The following is a 17,651-nucleotide window of genomic DNA, read 5'->3' on the forward strand; positions in this document are numbered from 1 at the left end:
GGGCGGGGTGGTGGCGGTGACGCCCCGCTGCGACGGGCCCGGGGACGGGCGGCTCGGGCCGCTCTCCGCCCGGGAGGCGTCCGACGCGGTGAGCAGGACGACCACGCCGACGACGAGCCCGAAGGCGACGACGGCCGCGACCATGGCGGCACGGTCCCGCCGGCCGGATGCCGCCAGCAGGCTCAGCCACGCCCGCGGGTCGGGCGGCCAGGCCCCCGGCTCCGCCCTGGCGCCACCTGGGTGGTCCGGCTCGCGGTCGCGGCCGGTCGGCTGGTCGCCGGCACCGGCCCGGGTACCGGCGCCGCCGGCGGCGCTACCGGTACTGGTACCGGTCCCTCCGGCCCCGGTGGCGGCGGGGGCCTGGGCGGTCAGCAACGGCCCTGTCACCTCCGCCGCGTTGAACGCCGACACCGAGGCCACGGTGGCGGTCCGGCGCGGCCGGATCGACGGGTCGGTGGTCTCGTTCCGGTTGTCGGCCAGCGCCGACAACCGCGGCACGGGCACGGTGCCGAGGGAGGAGTCCCCACCCGGGGGCTCCTCCCAGGAACCGGGGTCCGCGCGGGTCGCCAGTGGCTGGGTGGGCCGGTCGACGGCGCGGAACTTCGCCGGGCCGTCCCCCTGGCCGCCGGCCGGCCCCCCGGGCCCGCGCGTCGCCGTCCGCCGGATGCCGGCGGCGGGCCCGCCCGGGTCGGCGGCGCCGGCCACCGCGCCGGCCGCGGCCGCGATCCGTCCGGCACGTTCTCCGCGCTCGCCCCGCTCCCCGCGCGCCGTCTGCGTCGCCCGTTCGTCCCGGTCCGGTCGCTCGTCCCGGTCCGGTCGCTCGGCCCGCTCGGCGGCCGGTCGCTCATCCCGGCCGGAGTGGGCGGGGTGGTGCGCGAGTGACGCGGGCGGTTCCCACTGCCACGGGGTGAGCGCGTTCGCCGCCGCCCGGGCGGGATCAGGGGAGCCGCCGCGCGAGCCGGGTTCGGTGACCAGCGTCCGGACCAGCTCCGCCGCGCTCGGGCGGGCCTCGGGCCGGCGGGCCAGCGCCGCCCGCACGGCGGCCAGCAGGTCCGGCGGGACGCCGTCGAGGTCGGGCTGCTCGTCGCGGCGCAGCACGGTCAGCACGTCGGCCGGCTCGGCGCCGCCGAAGGGCGGGTGCCCGGTCGCCGCGTAGGTGACGCAGGCACCCCAGGCGAACACGTCGGCCGCCGGGGTCGCGCGCTCGCCGCGCAGCTGCTCGGGCGCCATCCAGGCGGGGGTGCCGACGAGGATGCCGGTGCGGGTGTGGGTCGGGGTGCCGCTGGCCCGGGCGATGCCGAAGTCGATCACCTTCGGCCCGTCCCAGGCGAGCAGGATGTTGGACGGCTTGAGATCGCGGTGCACCACGCCGACCGCGTGGATGGCGACGAGGGCGTCGGCGAGGCCCACCCCGAAGCCGTGCAGCAGCCGCTGCTCGAGCGGGCCGTGCCGGATCACCGCGTCGGCGAGGCTGGTGCCCTCGACGTACTCGACGGCCATCCAGGGCGAGGTCGCGTCGGGGTCGGCGTCGACGACCGCGGCGACGGCGCGGCCGCGGACCCGGCGGGCGGCCTCGACCTCGCGCCGGAACCGGGCGCGGAACTCGGGGTCGCCGGCGAGGCCCTCGGCGGGCACCTTGACGGCCGCGGCGCGGCCCTCGGCGGTGAACCCGAGGTACACCGAGCCCATCCCGCCGGCGCCGATCCTGTTGTGGATCTCGAACGGGCCGATGCGCCGGGGGTCACCCGCCGCCAGCGGTGTCAGCACCGTGCCCCCTCGTTACCGGCCCGGCCGGGCCGCTGCGTCGATCCTGCCGTGGGCGTCGTCCGCCCCCTGTCCGTGATGTCATGAGCGCGCTGCTTTCGCCCGACTGTGTCGGGCGTCCCACAATGCCAACTCCCGTGCCCGAATCGCGGTAGGCCCGTCCGGGTGCGTCCGTTGTGCCCGTCACACTCGCCCGGTTGGGGGGTGGGTCGCCGGTTCTCGATGGCCACGTCAGCGGTGGTCGTCCACCGTCGGATCATCGGACGGGATGGGGTCGAGGGCCACGAAATCCGTGCCGTTCCAGCGGAAACGCACCGACGTCGTCCCCGTGGGTGTCGTTCCGTTCGCGACGTAGGTCTGGTAGGTCACCGTCGCGTCGGTGTTCGTCCTGACCTCCACCGTGATGGCGTTGCTCGGCGCTTTGGTGTCGGTGCCCTGGTACTCGCCGTCGGCGAAGACGAACGCCGTCTGGCGCTGCCGGCCGTCATCCCCCTGCCTGGTGCCGCGGACGAGGTTGAGCATCCGGTCCGGGTCGTAGGAGCCCATGTCGGGGGTGTAGCCATGCTCGCGGACGACCCCGGCCGCCTCGTCGGCGCTCATCACCCGCCGTGGCGTCGAGGTGGATGTCGGCCCGCTCCCGGGTGTGGTCGGTGGCGCTGTGGTGGCGCCCGAGCCGGGGCTCGTCGGGTTCGTGACCGGCCCGGTCGGCCCGGCCGAGGTGGTGGGCCCGCCGTTGGGGGCGGTGGTCGGGCCGCTCAGGGTGGAGGTCACGTCCGGCCCCGTGGACGGGCCGGCCTGGCCGCCGTCCCCATCGCTGCCCGACAGCAGCAGGGCTCCCGCGGTGACGCCACCGACGACGAGCAGCACCGCCAGGGCGGCGAGCACGGCCACGGGCATCCCGCGACGGCCGTGATCGGGCCGTCCGCCGCCGTCCGGACGTCCTGCTCCGGGCGGTCCCGTGCCCGGCCCGCCGAAGCCGGGCCAGCCACCGCCCGACTGGCCGGAGTCGGCCCAGCCGCGCGGGCCGGAGTCCGGACCGCGGTAGCCGGCGTCCGGCGGGCCGGGGTTCGGCCGGTGGCCGGGCTGGAGCTGCGCTCCGCCCGGGTACCCGTCGTGGGGACGGGCGCCCCGGTAGGAGTCGCTGGGAGGTGGGCCGCCCCGTGGACCGGCACCGTGTGGATCGGCGTCCCGGGGATGACTGCCCGCCGGCGGGTGCCCGCGCAGCGGCGTGGCGCCCTCGGGCGGGGTCGGCGGCAGGTTCCACCACCGGCTCATCAGGAGCCCGGTCGCCGCGTCCGAGTCGGCCGGGCCGCTGACCGGCCGACCGAGCAGCCCGCCGAGGATCTCGGCGGCGCTGGGCCGCGCGGCCGGCTCCTTGCGCAGCGCGGCGCGCACGTGCGGCTCGATGGTCGGTGGCAGGCGTTCCAGCACCGGCTCGCCGGTGAGGATCTGCAGGCCGACGGCCTCGGCCCGGTCGCCGCGGAACGCCGGCTGCCCGGCCGCCGCGAACGCGACGCACGCCCCCCATGCGAAGACGTCGGCGGCCGGCCCGGCCCGGTCGCCGCGCAGCTGCTCGGGCGCCATCCAGGTCAGGGTGCCGATGAGGCTGCCGGCCCGGGTGTGCGAGGTGTTGTTCTCGGCCCGGGCGATGCCGAAGTCGATGACGCGGGGCCCGTCCCAGGCCAGCAGGATGTTGGACGGTTTGAGATCACGGTGCACCACCCCGGCGGCGTGGATGGCGACCAGGGCGTCGGCCAGACCGACGGCGAGCCCGGTGAGCAGGCGCTCGTCGAACGGGCCCCGGGTCGCGACCGCGTCGGTGAGGTTGCGGCCCTCGACGTACTCGGTGGCCATCCACGGGCGCGTTCCGGTGAGGTCGGCGTCGATGACGGCGGCTACGGCGTTGCCGCGCACCCGGCGGGCGGCGTCCACCTCCTGGCGGAAGCGGGCGCGGAACTCGGGGTCGTCCACCAGCCCCGCTGAGGGAACCTTGATCGCGGCCGGCTTGCCGTCGTCGGAGAAGCCGAGGTAGACGATGCCCATGCCGCCCGCGCCGATGCGGTTGGCCAGCCGGTACGGACCGATCCGCTGCGGGTCGTCCGTGGTCAGGGGCGTCAGCACCGCGTCCTGGATACCTCCTCGTGCGGGGGCGCCCGTGCGGCGCTCGGTGGTGGCCCGCCTGGTGCGTCCGGTGACGCTGGACGTTCCAGGTGGAACCTGTCGGGGACGCCGGAACGCGACCGGTCGGACTTTTCCGGTGATCCCAGAAGGGGATGTTCCCAGAAGGCGGGGTCGACGCACCACGCCAGGTGCCTGTATTGGTGTCTGATCTGTCCTGGTAGGAGATGATTCGTGTGGCGCGATGGGGTGGCGGGCGGCCGGGTGCCGGCGGCCCGCGGGGCCGGGCCGTCCATGATCGGATCGCGGTTCCGCTCGGTAACCGCGACCCTGGTGCCCTGACGCGGACGTCCTCGTGGGACGGCCGCGCGGTGCTGGAAGGAGGCCGGCCGTGGCCGTCATGAGTGTCGCGGGCCGCCCGGGCGGGGGGAGCCGTGCCCGGGCCGAGCCGGCCGACGTGATCCCGATGTTGTCCCGACACGTCCTCACCGACGGGTACGACGTCGTCTGCGACCTGACGGCCAGCACCGGCAGCACGATCGTCGACGCCCGTACCGGGACGCGCTACCTCGACCTCTACAGCTTCTTCGCCTCCGCGCCGCTCGGGATCAACCCGCCGGCCCTGCTGGGCGACCCGGAGTTCCTCACCGAGCTCGCCCGGGCGGCCGTCAACAAGCCGGCGAACCCCGACATGGCGACCGCCGCCTACGCCGAGTTCGTCGAGACCTTCGCGCGGGTGCTGGGCGACCCGGAGCTGCCGCACCTGTTCTTCGTCGAGGGCGGGTCGGCGGCCGTCGAGAACGCCCTCAAGTGCGCGTTCGACTGGAAGAGCCGGCACAACGAGGCACACGGGCGGCCCGCCGAGCTCGGCGGGCGGGTGCTGCACCTGCGGTCGGCGTTCCACGGCCGCGGCGGGTACACCCTCTCGGTGACCAACACCGAGCCGGTCAAGACCGCGCGCTTCCCGGTCTTCGACTGGCCCCGGGTCGACTGCCCGGCGGTGACCTTCCCCTGCACCGGCGCGGCGCTGGACGCGGTGGTCGCCGCCGAGCGGCGCGCGCTCGCGCAGGCCGAGGAGGCGTTCGCCCGCCACCGCCACGACATCGCCTGCTTCCTCGCCGAGCCGATCCAGGCCGAGGGCGGGGACAACCACCTCCGCGGCGAGTTCCTGCGCGCGATGGCGGCGCTGTGCGAGCGCCACGACGCGCTGTTCGTCGTCGACGAGGTGCAGACCGGGGTGGGCCTGACCGGCTCCGCCTGGGCGCACACCCAGCTCGGCCTGCGCCCCGACGTCGTCGCGTTCGGCAAGAAGGTCCAGCTCGGCGGGGTGATGGCCGGGCGGCGGGTGGACGAGGTCGCCGACAACGTCTTCCGGCTGCCCGGCCGGATCAGCTCCACCTGGGGCGGTGGGCTCGTCGACATGGTGCGTTCCCGGCGAATGCTGGAGATCATGGAGTCGGAGCGGCTGTTCGACCGGGCCGCCGTCCTGGGCTCCGATCTGCTGGCCGGACTCGAGGAGCTGGCCCGCCGCCACCCCCGCCTGCTGAGCAACGCCCGCGGCCGTGGGTTGATGTGCGCCGTGGACCTGCCCGACCGTGCCCTGCGCGACGAGGTCGTCCGGCTGCTGCGGGAACGCGAGCACGTCCTGCTGCTGCCGGCGGGGGAGCGGGCGCTGCGCTTCCGTCCGGCGCTCACCATCGGCGCAGAGGAGCTCGCCGCCGGGGTGCGTGCCCTCGACCGGGTGCTCACCCACCTCGTTTCGCCGGAGTCCCTCGTTCCGGCGGAGCCCGAGGCTGCTGAGAAGGCCTCGCCGCCGGTCACCGCCACGCAGGAGAAAGGACCGCTATGACGCTCGTTCATCCACGCCGGGTGGCGGCGGTGATCGGCGGCCGCCAGCACGACCTGTACGCCGCGGCCGGCCCGGCGGGCATCGCCCCGGAGACCGCGCGCGTCGTCAGCTCGACGAACCCGGCCCGCCTGAGCGACGTCGTCGCCGAGGTCGTGCTGGACGGGGCGGAGGCCATCGTCGCGGCCGCGGCCGCCGCCCGCGCCGCCCAGCGGGAGTGGGCCGACGTCCCGGCGCCGGTGCGCGGCGAGGTCGTCGGCGCCTTCGGACGGCTCGTCGAGGACAACGCGGAGACACTGGCCCGGCTGGTCACCCGGGAGGTCGGCAAGCCGCTGGCGGAGGCGCGCGGGGAGGTCCGCGAGATCATCGACACCTGCGCGCTGTTCCGCGGCGAGGGCCGGCGCCCGCACGGCCAGACGGTGCCCTCCGAGATGCCCGACCGGGAGCTGTTCACCTACCGTGAGCCGCTCGGCGTGGTCATGGTGATCACCGCCGGCAACTTCCCGGTGGCGGTGCCGTCCTGGTATCTGGTGCCGGCGCTGCTGACCGGCAACGCGGTGGTGTGGAAGCCCGCCGAGTACGCCGCCGCCTGCGCCGCGGCCCTGATGGACCTGCTGACCGCCGCCGGCGTTCCGCCCGGGGTGGCGAACCTCGTCCTCGCCGACGGCCCGGCCACCTCGCTCGGCCTCGAACGCGCCCTGGACGCCGGCCTCGTCGACAAGGTCGGCTTCACCGGCTCGACGGCCGTCGGCCGTTTCGTCGGCGCGCTCTGCGGCCGGCACCTGCAGTCGCCCTGCCTGGAGCTGGGCGGCAAGAACCCGATGGTCGTGGCCCCCGACGCCGACCTGGACGCCGCCGTCGCCGCCGCGCTGTTCGCCGGGTTCGGGACGGCCGGCCAGCGGTGCACCTCGCTGGGCACGGTGATCGCGCACGAGTCGGTGCACGACGCGTTCCGGCGCCGGCTGGCCGCGGCCGTCAGCGGCGCCGTGCTCGGCGACCCGACCCGGGACGTCCTCTACGGCCCGCTGCTCGACGCGCGGTTCGCCGCCGGGTTCGAGGATCATCTGGCGTGCGTCCGCGACCACCACGAGCCGTTCGGGTCCACCGCGCTCGGCCGGATCGGCCCGGCCAGCCCGCGGCGCGGGTTCGTCGGCGACCCCGAGCCCGGCCTCTACTACCACCCGGTCGTCGTCGACCGGGTACGCCCCGACGACGAGCTGTTCACCGCGGAGACCTTCGGCCCGATCGTCGGGCTGACCACCTACCGCCACCTGGAGGAGGCCGTCGAGCTCGCGAACCTGCCCGGCTACGGGCTGTCCTCGTCGATCTTCACCGGGGACCCGGTGACCGTCCGGCGCTTCCGGCGCGGGGTGCGCGCCGGAATGGTCAGCGTGAACACCTCCACCTCCGGCGCCGAGGCGCACCTGCCCTTCGGCGGCAACGGGCGCTCCGGCAACGGCGCCCGTCAGTCCGGCCAGTGGGTCCTCGACCAGGTGACCCGCTGGCAGTCCCTGACCTGGGAACTCTCCGGCCGCCTCCAAAAGGCCCAGATGGACGTCTCCGTCCCCCCGGCCGACCTCGGCTTCCGCCTGCCGCGCTGACGCCTCGAAGCGATGAGTATCAGGCCAGCGTGGTCGCTATGCACAGCGTCGAGGAACCGCGGCGGCTGAGTGACAGCCTGGACTCACTGAACGGCCACACATCGCCCGGCGGCGGAGCTGGCCGTGTACAAGAGCTGGATTGCGCATGATCGTTGGTGGTTCCGCGGGGGGCGCGGATGGCATCGCCTGCAGGAAATGTGCGCGGTGGGCCTGGCGGTGGCCGGCGGGCGGTCAGGGCGTTGCTGGACGGTTCCGATGTTCCTGATACCGGTACATCGCTTCTCGCCCTCCGGGCGCGAAGCGCGGTCGGTTGACGACTGCGTCTGTCTCGGCACTGGTCAGCCAGCCGTGCCAGGAAATCTCCTCGGGGTCCGGGGCCAGGGGGTGGTTCACCACCAGAGCCTCGTGCACTCCCATCCAAACGGGACCGGTGGCATCCCGGTGGAAGAACTTGAACATGAAGCGGACGGGCAGGCGCAGGCCCAGCTCCTCGGTCAGCTCTCTGGCGGCCGCGTCCTCGTAGGACTCACCCACCCCAACCGCGCCGCCGACCAGCACGTCGTAGTGTCCGGGGAACCGGGTCAGGCGCTCGGATCTCCGCAGTACCAGGATCCGGCCCGCTCCATCGCGGCAGATCGTCGCGGCGATGCGGTGCGGCAGACTCTGACGCACCGCATCGCCGCGGGTGACTACTCCAAGCACGTGGTCCTGCCCGTCGACGTGCTCGACCAGTTCGCTCACGGTGGCACGATCCCAGTCCGGGCCGACGGGGCACACCGGGGGATCCTCGGATCCTTGTCGTCCGACCTCCCAGACGGGGTCAGTAGGACGCCCAGTCGGTCAGTAGGACGGCCTCAGCGGCTGGTGCGAGGCCCCGGAGTCGGGGCGCACGCCGAGGACCTGGTGGATCTGCGACCGGCCGGCCTCGAAGCTGAGCGCGGAGCCGGCCATGTACAGCCGCCACACCCGGGCCCGGCCCGCCCCGACCAGCGCGACCGCCTCGTCCCACCGGTTCTCCAGGTTGGTGACCCACGCCCGCAGCGTCAGCGCGTAGTGCTCGCGCAGGTTCTCCACGTGGCGCACCTCGAAGCCGCCGCCCTGCATCAGCGTGACGAGCGCGCCGATCTCGTGCAGCTCCCCGTCGGGGAAGACGTAGCGGTGCAGGAAGTCGGCATCGCGGGGCAGTGGGAGCGGACCGAGTCGCGGCCGGCCGCGGGCGGCCCCGACCGGGTCGCCCGGGAAGGAGATGCCGTGGTTGAGCAGCCGCCCGCCCGGCCGGAGCAGGTGGAACAGGTTGTCGAAGTAGATCGGCAGCTTCGCCCGGCCGACGTGCTCGACCATGCCCACCGAGCTGATCGCGTCGAACGGGCCGTCGGTGATCTCCCGGTAGTCCTGCAGGCGGATCTCGATCCTGTCTTCCAGGCCCGCCTCGGTGACCCGGCGGCGTGCCTCGGCCGCCTGCTCCGCGGAGATCGTGATCCCCACCGCCTGGACACCGTGGTGGTGCGCGGCATGTAGCGCCATGCTGCCCCAGCCGCAGCCGATGTCCAGCAGCCGCTCGCCGGGCCGCAGACCGAGCTTGCGGCAGACCAGCTCGTGCTTGGCTGTCTGCGCGGCGGTCAGTCTGGTGGCCGGTGAGTCCCAGACCGCGCACGAGTAGGTCATGGACGGCCCGAGGACCAGCCGGTAGAAGTCGTTCGAGACGTCGTAGTGGTGGGAGATCGCGGCGGCGTCGCGGGAACGGCTGTGCTGCCGGCCGCGCCTACGCATCCGGGCCTCCTCCGGAGGCGGCTGCGGCGGCCGCGGGCCGAACTGGCGGACGAGCACCGCCAGCGCCCGCACCGCCGCCGGGGACGGCCGCAGCCGCGCGATCCGCTCCCGCAGCGCCAGCGCGGCGAAGACGTCCCCGTCGATCTCGACGTCGCCGGCCACGTAGGCGCGGGCGAACCCCAGCTCGCCGGGGTGGAACAGCGCCCGTCGCAGCGCGTGCGGCGAGCGGATGACCACCTTCGTCGAGGTGTCGGGCCCGAGGATGAACCCGTCCCACATCTCGACGCGGACTTCCGGGTCGGGCCCGAACAGGTCGAGCAGCAGGTCCCGGCCGGCCCGGTCGACCTCGGACGGCCAGTCGAAGCCCGCGGGCCGGGTCGTCAGGGGGCTCCACTGCCGAGGCGGCCCCGCGTTGGCCGTCAGCGGCGGCGCTGAGGGCCGGTCCGGCCGTGTCGCGGCGGCGGGCTGGTGATCGAGCGCGGGCTGGTCGAGGGCGGGCTGGTCGAGCGCGGATTGGTCGAGCGCGGATTGGTCGGGTTCTGTGTCGACGGGACGATCGACCGTCACATTCTCCTCCGGTCCCGGGATACCGGGTCCGCCTGCCGGAGGCGCCGCCACCGGGCCCGCGCGGTGCGCCACGCGGCCCGGAGGCCGGTCTCGCGGTGCACGCGGAACTCGGCCCATCAGTCTGCCAGGGGTGGCGTCGGCGAAGGCAGGGCGACGCGAACCCACGTCACCGCCCATGCTCCCCCCGGCGAGGGGTGTCGCAAACGGTGTCGCGGATCGCGTCGCGCGTGTCGCGGTGATGGGCCACCAGCCAGCGTCGCGCGGAGGAGGCGACGGCAGGCGTCGGACCGCGGCGGGAGCCCCAGGCAGGGGCCCCGGCCGGGGGTTTGTTCAGGCGACGGCGGAGGCCCCCAGCAGGGCCTTGAGGTCACCCATCAGCGCGGCCGTCCGCTGCACCTTGTAAGCGTCGTCGAGCCGGAGCAGGGTCGTGCGGCTCGCCGACTGCAGGCGCAGGTGGACCTCGGTGGTGCCGGGGTGGTCACCGAGCACCTCGCGCAGCCGATCGACGGTGGGCGGGTTGACCCGCGACGCCGGCAGAGTGATCACCACCGGCGGGCTCAGGGAGTGCTCGCTGAGGTCGGGCACGGTCAGATCCGAGGCGACCAGGCGCGGGGTGTCCTCCCGCTTGTCGACCCGCCCCTTGACGATGACGACCGCGTCCTCGGCGAGCTGGGTCGAGCAGGTCTCGTAGGTCGCCGGGAAGAACATGACCTCCAGGCCGCCCTCGAGGTCCTCCACGGTGGCCAGGGCCCACAGCTTCCCCTGCTTGGTCACCTTGCGTTGCAGGCTGGAGATGATCCCGCCGATGGTGACGACCGAGCCGTCCGGGTAGTCGCCGCCGTTGAGGGAGGCGATGCCACAGTCGGCCTTCGCGGCGAGGATGTGCTCGACCCCGAGCAGCGGATGGTCCGAGACGTAGAGCCCGAGCATCTCCCGCTCGTGGGAGAGCAGTACGGACTTGTCCCATTCCTGGTCGGAGAACTCCTGCACGCCGAAGATGGGGGCGGTGTCCTCCTCGGCGTCCTCGCCGTCGAAGGCGAAGAGGTCGAACTGGCCCTCGGCGTTCTTCTTCTTCACGCCCATCACCGCGTCGACGGCCTGTTCGTGCTTCTCCACCAGGCCGCGGCGGGTGTGGCCGAGGGCGTCGAACGCACCGGCCTTGATGAGCGACTCGATCGTGCGCTTGTTGCAGGCGACGGCGTCGACCTTGTCGAGGAAGTCGGGGAACGAGGTGAACCGGCTCTTCGCCTTCCGGTTGCGCACGATCGACTCGACGACGTTGATGCCGACGTTGCGGATCGCGGCGAGGCCGACCCTGATCTCGTTGTCGCCGTGCGCGGTGTAGTCGGCGTCGGAGGTGTTCACATCCGGCGGCAGGACGCGGATTCCCATCCGCCGGCACTCGTTCAGATAGATCGCGCTTTTGTCTTTGTCGTCGCGTACCGAGGTCAGGAGCGCCGCCATGTACTCGGCCGGGAAGTTCGCCTTGAGGTAGGCCGTCCAGTAGGAGACCAGGCCGTAGCCGGCGGTGTGTGCCTTGTTGAAGGCGTAGTCGGAGAAGGGGACGAGAATGTCCCACAGGGTCTTGATGGCGGCCGCGGAGAATCCGCTGGCCTTCATGCCGTCGGAGAACGGCACGAACTCCTTGTCGAGGATCTCCTTCTTCTTCTTGCCCATCGCGCGGCGCAGCAGGTCGGCCTGGCCGAGTGTGTAGCCGGCGACCTTCTGCGCGATGGCCATGACCTGCTCCTGGTACACGATCAGGCCGTGGGTGGTGTCCAGGATGTCGGCCAGCGGCTCGGCGAGCTCGGGATGGATCGGGGTGATCTCCTGCTGGCCGTTCTTGCGCAGCGCGTAGTTGATGTGCGAGTTGGCGCCCATCGGCCCCGGCCGGTACAACGCGAGGACGGCGGAGATGTCCTCGAAGTTGTCCGGGCGCATCATCCGCAGCAGTGAGCGCATCGGCCCGCCGTCGAGCTGGAACACCCCGAGGGTGTCGCCGCGGGCGAGCAGCTCGTAGGACGCGGTGTCGTTGAGCTCCAGAGCCATCAGATCGATCTTGAAGCCGCGGTTCGCCTCCACGTTGCGCACCGCGTCGTCCATCACGGTGAGGTTGCGCAGGCCGAGGAAGTCCATCTTCAGCAGGCCGAGGTTCTCGCAGGTCGGGTAGTCGAACTGCGTGATGATCGCGCCGTCGGCGTCGCGGCGCCACACCGGGATGTGGTCGATGATCGGTTCAGCCGACATGATCACACCGGCAGCGTGCACGCCCGCCTGGCGGATGAGCCCCTCCAGGCCCTTCGCCGTGTCGATGACCTTGCGGACGTCCGCGTCGGACTCGTAGAGACCCCGGATCTCGCCGGCCTCGCTGTAGCGGGGGTGCTTGGGATCGAAGATCCCGCCGAGCGGGATGTCCTTGCCCATGACGGCCGGCGGCATCGCCTTGGTGATCCGGTCGCCCACCGCGTAGGGGTAGCCGAGGACCCGGGAGGAGTCCTTGATGGCGGCCTTCGCCTTGATGGTGCCGTAGGTGACGATCTGGGCGATGCGGTCGTCGCCCCATTTCTCGGTGACGTAGCGGATCACGTCGCCGCGCCGACGTTCGTCGAAGTCGATGTCGATGTCCGGCATCGAGACGCGGTCGGGGTTGAGGAACCGCTCGAACAGCAGGCTGTGCGGGATGGGGTCGAGGTCGGTGATGCCCAGGGCGAAGGCGACCATGGAGCCCGCCGCGCTCCCGCGCCCGGGGCCGACCGGGATTCCCTGGCTCTTCGCCCACATGATGAAGTCCGCGACCACCAGGAAGTAGGACGGGAAGCCCATCGCGAGGATGACCCCGAGCTCGTACTCGACCCGGGCGCGGTGCTCCTCGTCGAACCCGTCGGGGAAGCGGCGGGCCATGCCCGCCCAGGTCTCCTTGCGGAACCATGACTCGTCGGTCTCCCCGTCGGGGACGGGGAAGCGCGGCATCAGGTTCTGCTTGGTGAACATGCCGGCCGGGTCGACCCGCTCGGCGATCATCAGTGTCGTCTCGCAGCCCTGCTGCCAGGCGTCGGACGTGTCGATCGCGTACATCTGCTCGGCGCTCTTCAGGAAGTAGCCCGAGCCCTCGAACTGGAAGGCCGGGTTCGCCACCGTCGACGCGGTCTGGACGCACAGCAGCGCGGCGTGGGTCGTCCGCTCGGCCTCGTAGGTGTAGTGCGAGTCGTTGGTGACCACGAAGCGCATGTCGAGCGCGCGGGCGATGTCGACCAGCCCGTCACGGACCCGGCGCTCGATCTCGATGCCGTGGTCCATGATCTCGCAGTAGTAGTTGTCGCGGCCGAAGATCTCCTGGTAGGTCGCGGCGGCCTTCAGCGCGGCGTCGTACTGGCCGAGCCGCAGCCTGGTCTGGACCTCTCCGGAGGGGCATCCGGTCGTCGCCATCAGGCCCGCGGCGTGTTCGGTGATGATCTCCTGGTCCATGCGCGGCCACTTGATGTAATGGCCCTCGATGGATGCCCGGGAATTGAGCCGGAAAAGGTTGTGCAGGCCTTCGGTGTTCCGCGCCCATATCGTCATGTGGGTGTAGGAGCCACCGCCGGAGACGTCGTCGCTCTTCTGGTGCGGCTCGCCCCAGCGGACGCGCTGCTTGAGCAGCCGTGATTCCGGCGCGACGTACGCCTCGCAGCCGATGATCGGTTTCACGCCAGCCGCGGTCGCCTGCTTGTAGAAGTCGTACGCCCCGTACATGTAGCCGTGGTCGGTGATCGCCACGGCGGGCATGCCCTGCTGCGAGACCTCGTTGAACATGTCCTTGAGTCGTGCCGCACCGTCGAGCATCGAGTACTCGGTGTGAACGTGAAGGTGGACGAAAGAGTTCGGCATGTCGTCGGACCTTCCCGCGCGCGGAGGGCACGCCGGTCGATGCTCTGTGGGAGGCGGTACTGGGGCGGTGGCTCAGGGTGTTCGGTGACGCGCTGAGAAACGTGTGACGAGATTTAGGTAGTTCCCTCGTTCAATTGTCCTCAGGTTGATTCTCGGGGTGGCGGTGACGGCATTGTGTCTCTCGGTGTCCGTGTGGGGTGCCGGTCGTCGTCCGGCGTCTTCCCAGCAGCCTAACCCGGCCCGCTGGACGGACTTCGGGAAGATGCCGACGTGTCCCGCCCGGGGGCACGCAAACAGGCCGTCGCACACCCGCCGGCCCTTCATCGGACTACACGCAGGACTACACGTAGGACTGCGCATCGGACTGCACCGAGGACGGTGCGGCGCTGGTCGGGCCGAGTCGGGCTACCCGCCTGCCGAGCCCGCGCGAGGATGGCTGGTCGTGTGGGCGGCGGCGGCGCGGGGGCGGTTGCCGGCGCGGGCCCCGGTGGTGGCGGCCGCCACCGCGGCCACCGCCCGGTCGACGTCGGCCTCGGTCGTCGTCCAGTTGCAGACCGAGACCCGCATCGCCACCCGGCCGCGCCACACCGTGCCCGACACGAACGCCTCCCCGCCCGCGACCACCAGATCCGTGGTCGCGGCAGTCGTCGCGTCGTCGTCGTCCACCCGCACCAGCACCTGGTTGAGCTCGACCTCGTTGAGCACCGCGACGCCGTCCAGCGCGGCAAGGGACACGGCGAAGCGCCGCGCGTGCGCGCAGCAGCGGTCGACCAGCTCGGTCAGGCCCGACCGCCCGAGCGAGCGCAGCGCGGCGTACAGGGCGAACCCGCGGGCCCGCCGGCTGAACTCCGGCGTCCACTCCAGGGGGTCGAGCTCGCCGTCCGTGGCGTGGACGAGGTAGTCCGCCCGGGTGGACATCGCCGCCCGGTGCGCCCGATCGTCGGCGACGATCGCGATCCCGCAGTCGTAGGCCACGTTGAGCCACTTGTGCCCGTCCGTGGCCCAGGAGTCGGCAGCCGCCATCCCCGCGACCAGGTCCCGGCGCCGGGCCGACGCGGACACGGCCGCCCACAGCCCGAAGGCGCCGTCCACATGCACCCACGCCCCGTGCTCGTGGCCGATCGCGCAGATCTCCGCGAGCGGGTCGAAGGCGCCGGTGTTGATCTCGCCGGCCTGGGCCACCACGATCGCCGGGCCGGACCCGTCCGCGAGCGCCGCGCGCAGCGCGTCGGGCCGCATCCGCCCCGCCTCGTCCGCGGCCACCACCGTCAGCCGGCGGGTGCCGAACCCCAGCAGGCGCAGCGCGACATCCACCGTGGTGTGCCGGTCGGCGCCCACGAGAACGCGCACCGGCGGGGCCCCGTGCAGGCCGTCGGCCTCCACATCCCAACCGTGGCGGGCCAGCACCCGGTGCCGTGCGGCGCCCAGCGCGGTCACGTGCGCCATCTGCGTGCCGGTGGTGATTCCGACCGAGGCGGACGCGGGCAGCCCGAGCAGCTCCTTGACCCACGACCCGGCCACCGACTCGGCGGCGGCAGCCGCCGGGGCCAGGCTGGACAGGCCCGCGTTCTGGTCCCAGGCGACGGCCATCACGTCGGCGGCCAGCGCCGCGGGCACGATCCCGCCGATCACGTACCCGAAGAAGCGGGGCGACCCGGTGGCGGTGAGCCCGTCGGCCGCCGCGGCGGCGAGCGTGTCGACGACCTCGACGGGATCGCAGGGCCCGGCCGGCAGCGGCCCGCCGAGCTGGGCGCGGATCTTCTCGTATCCCGAGGCCGGGGCGACGGGGCGCTCCCGCAGGCCGTCCAGGTACCCCGCGACATGCTCGAAGGCCCGGACCGTCGCCGCCCGGACCTGCGCGGCCTGGGCTGTCGAAGTCTGCGCGCCGTTCGGGGTGTCCGTGCCGCCGAGTGTGTCCGTGCCATCCGGTGTGTCTGTGCCGTCGAGTCGGCCTCCCGCCACCGGTCACCCCTCCAGTCCTGGACGGTCCGCGCCGGCCGCCGAGCCGCCTGCTTCCCGTCGGCCGTTCCGGCCCGTCCGCGAGCTGTGTCCCGAGAATGCCGGACATCCGGGCCCACCCGCGCGCCGGCGTGACCCTCCCGACTGGATGCCGGCGCCACGCGGCCGGCCAATCGTCCGTGCTGGTGGTGGCTGTGAGTGGCACGGAACGTCCGGAGCGAGCACATCGGACCCGGCGCCGGGGGCGGGTCGGGATCACTGTGACCGCAGACACCTGGTGCGTAAGGATGTGGGTCCACTCGATACCGTTTTGGTATCCAGTGTCGATTCGGCGCCTCTTCGGAAAGGTGTTGCGCATGGAGCAGGACGAGTCGGTTGGCCCCGAGATGGGGTCTGTGGTGCCAGGTCAGCGGGAGGTGGTCTCAGTAACGGCGGATGTCGCCGACCTCTCGGAGACGAGCACCGATGGGCTCTCCTTGGGCCCGGTGGCGAACCCGAACCGGCTGCGACTGGGCGTCTCGCGCTCGCTGTGACCACCGTCGGGTGATCCTCCGGAGGTCGCGGCCCGCGACTGATCCAGGAAGCCGAGACGAAACCACCGGTGCCCCGGAACGCTTCCGCGTTCCGGGGCACCGTTCGTATGAGAGCCATCCCCGGGCCTGACCCCGAAGTCGGAGTCAGGCCCGGGGCGGTGGGATCAGGCTCCGGGCGCGGGGTGGGGGTCCGCCCGCGGCGCGGGGCGCGTCTGGGCCAGGCCCCGGGCCGGGCGGCCCGGGCGGTGAGCGTCGCGGGCCGCCCCGGTGAAGGTCGAGCCGGCGGTGCGGGCGCCCGGCCCGCCGCGCCGGTGGCCGCCCTCACGCGGCGCGCCGTCGCGCCGGGCGGAGTCCCGGCGGCCGCCACCGTCGCGTCGGCCGTCACCACGTCGGCCGTCGCTGCGCTGGCGGCGGGCCTGGATGGTCGCCGGGTCGACCGGCGGCGCCGGCGGTCCGGCGAGCTCGGCGACGATCGGGTCGTCGGGCTGCGTCGGGACCGGCTGGGTCGGGATGCCCATGGCCCGCAGCAGCGACCGGGCCTTGCCACGCTCGGCCGGCACGGTCACCAGGACGTCGGCGCCGTCGGCCCCGGCCCGGGCGGTGCGCCCGCCGCGGTGCTGGTAGGTCTTGGCGTCCTCGGGCGGGCCCAGGTGCAGTACGAGGCCGATGCCGTCGACGTGGATGCCGCGGGCGGCGACGTCGGTGGCGACCAGAACCCGGTAGAACCCGTCGGTGAACCCGGCGAGCGCCCGGGTGCGGGCCCCCTGCGGCATGCCGCCGTGCAGGGGCTCGGCCGGTACCCCGGCCTCGGTGAGCGCCTGCGCGACGCGGTCGGCGTCGCGCTGGGTGCGCACGAACACCAGGGTGCGGCCGGCGCCGCAGGCGAGCGCGGTGACCAGCCGGAGCTGGGCGGTGCGGTCGACGGACTCCATCGCGTGCCGGGCCAGGGTCGAGACCTGCGACACCTCCGGGTCGACGGCGACGAGGACCGGCTCGGGCAGGTAGCCCCGGACGAGGACCTCGACCTCGCGGTCCAGCGTGGCGCTGAACAGCAGCCGCTGGCTGTCGGACGGGGTCATGTCCAGCAGCGCCTTGACCGCGGGGAGGAACCCGAGGTCGCACATGAAGTCGGCTTCGTCCAGGACGGTGATCTCGATCTCGTCGAGGATGCAGGCGTCGCGCTCGACCAGGTCGGTGAGCCGGCCCGGGGTGGCGACGACGAGGTGCACACCCCGGCGCAGGGCCGAGATCTGCCGGCTGATCGACGTTCCGCCGTAGACCGGGGTCATCCACAGCCCCAGCGCCCGGGTGAGCGGGGCCAGCACGTCGTTGACCTGCTGGGCCAGCTCACGGGTCGGGACGAGGATCAGCCCGCGGGGCTGACGGGGGCGGGCGGCGCCGGTGGTGGCGAGCCGGGCGAGCAGCGGCAGGCCGAACGCCAGGGTCTTGCCGGAGCCGGTGCGGGCCCGGCCGAGCACGTTCTCGCCGGCCAGCACGTCGGGCAACGTGGCGGCCTGGACCGGGAACGGCCCGTGGATGCCCTTGTCCGCGAGCGCGGAGACCAGCCGCGGGGGCAGGCCCGCCTCGGCGAAGGACTCGGCGGGCGGACGGGGGGAGCGGGTGGCG

At 73.3% G+C, this 17,651-nt stretch carries 10 protein-coding genes; 3 read left to right on the top strand and 7 right to left on the bottom strand.

Annotation, left to right across the window (positions count from 1 at the left end):
* Both FMEAI12_RS03755 and FMEAI12_RS03760 read right to left on the bottom strand, forming a co-directional pair.
* Positions 1–1,767 (bottom strand): serine/threonine-protein kinase (locus tag FMEAI12_RS03755; RefSeq protein WP_146776633.1); only part of this gene is annotated, 1,767 nt, incomplete at its 3' end.
* Between the two features lie 228 nt (positions 1,768–1,995).
* A complete protein-coding gene (locus tag FMEAI12_RS03760) occupies positions 1,996–3,885 on the bottom strand; it encodes a protein kinase (RefSeq protein WP_112104985.1) in 1,890 nt (629 codons plus the stop codon).
* A 397-nt stretch (positions 3,886–4,282) separates the two neighbouring features.
* Between FMEAI12_RS03760 and lat the strand changes: the two genes are divergently transcribed.
* Both lat and FMEAI12_RS03770 read left to right on the top strand, forming a co-directional pair.
* Positions 4,283–5,731 (top strand): L-lysine 6-transaminase, encoded by a 1,449-nt coding sequence (gene lat / locus FMEAI12_RS03765; protein ID WP_235013671.1) that lies wholly within the window; start codon positions 4,283–4,285, stop codon positions 5,729–5,731.
* Complete coding sequence (locus FMEAI12_RS03770) at positions 5,728–7,329, top strand: aldehyde dehydrogenase family protein (protein WP_112104986.1); 1,602 nt, start codon at positions 5,728–5,730, stop codon at positions 7,327–7,329. The genes lat and FMEAI12_RS03770 overlap by 4 nt, the downstream gene beginning before the upstream one ends.
* Positions 7,330–7,560: 231 nt before the next feature.
* Here FMEAI12_RS03770 and FMEAI12_RS03775 read toward each other — a convergent pair whose 3' ends face one another.
* From FMEAI12_RS03775 to FMEAI12_RS03790, 4 genes are all read right to left on the bottom strand, one after another.
* Positions 7,561–8,070 (bottom strand): NUDIX domain-containing protein, encoded by a 510-nt coding sequence (locus FMEAI12_RS03775; protein WP_112104990.1) that lies wholly within the window; start codon positions 8,068–8,070, stop codon positions 7,561–7,563.
* Between the two features lie 99 nt (positions 8,071–8,169).
* Complete coding sequence (locus FMEAI12_RS03780; protein WP_112104987.1) at positions 8,170–9,666, bottom strand: cyclopropane-fatty-acyl-phospholipid synthase family protein; 1,497 nt, start codon at positions 9,664–9,666, stop codon at positions 8,170–8,172.
* Between the two features lie 330 nt (positions 9,667–9,996).
* Positions 9,997–13,533 carry a DNA polymerase III subunit alpha gene (gene dnaE / locus FMEAI12_RS03785; protein WP_112104988.1) on the bottom strand — a complete coding sequence of 1,179 codons (3,537 nt, stop codon included), beginning with the start codon at positions 13,531–13,533 and terminating at the stop codon, positions 9,997–9,999.
* A 405-nt stretch (positions 13,534–13,938) separates the two neighbouring features.
* Positions 13,939–15,495 carry an aminotransferase class V-fold PLP-dependent enzyme gene (locus FMEAI12_RS03790; RefSeq protein WP_112104989.1) on the bottom strand — a complete coding sequence of 519 codons (1,557 nt, stop codon included), beginning with the start codon at positions 15,493–15,495 and terminating at the stop codon, positions 13,939–13,941.
* A 353-nt stretch (positions 15,496–15,848) separates the two neighbouring features.
* Here FMEAI12_RS03790 and FMEAI12_RS37740 point away from each other — a divergent pair, with 353 nt between their 5' ends.
* On the top strand, positions 15,849–16,025 hold the full coding sequence (locus tag FMEAI12_RS37740) for a hypothetical protein (RefSeq protein WP_235013670.1): 177 nt from the start codon (positions 15,849–15,851) through the stop codon (positions 16,023–16,025).
* 164 nt (positions 16,026–16,189) lie between these two features.
* Here FMEAI12_RS37740 and FMEAI12_RS03800 read toward each other — a convergent pair whose 3' ends face one another.
* A complete protein-coding gene (locus FMEAI12_RS03800; protein WP_235013672.1) occupies positions 16,190–17,530 on the bottom strand; it encodes a DEAD/DEAH box helicase in 1,341 nt (446 codons plus the stop codon).
* Positions 17,531–17,651: the final 121 nt, after the last annotated feature.

Source organism: Parafrankia sp. Ea1.12 (assembly GCF_900465275.1).
GTDB lineage: Bacteria > Actinomycetota > Actinomycetes > Frankiales > Frankiaceae > Parafrankia > Parafrankia soli.

Coding starts and splice junctions, on each gene's coding strand:
- FMEAI12_RS03770 (WP_112104986.1), top strand. CDS start 5,728: ATGACGCTCGTTCATCCACGCCGGGTGGCGGCGGTGATCGGCGGCCGC.
- dnaE (WP_112104988.1), bottom strand. CDS start 13,533: ATGCCGAACTCTTTCGTCCACCTTCACGTTCACACCGAGTACTCGATG.
- FMEAI12_RS37740 (WP_235013670.1), top strand. CDS start 15,849: ATGGAGCAGGACGAGTCGGTTGGCCCCGAGATGGGGTCTGTGGTGCCA.
- lat (WP_235013671.1), top strand. CDS start 4,283: ATGAGTGTCGCGGGCCGCCCGGGCGGGGGGAGCCGTGCCCGGGCCGAG.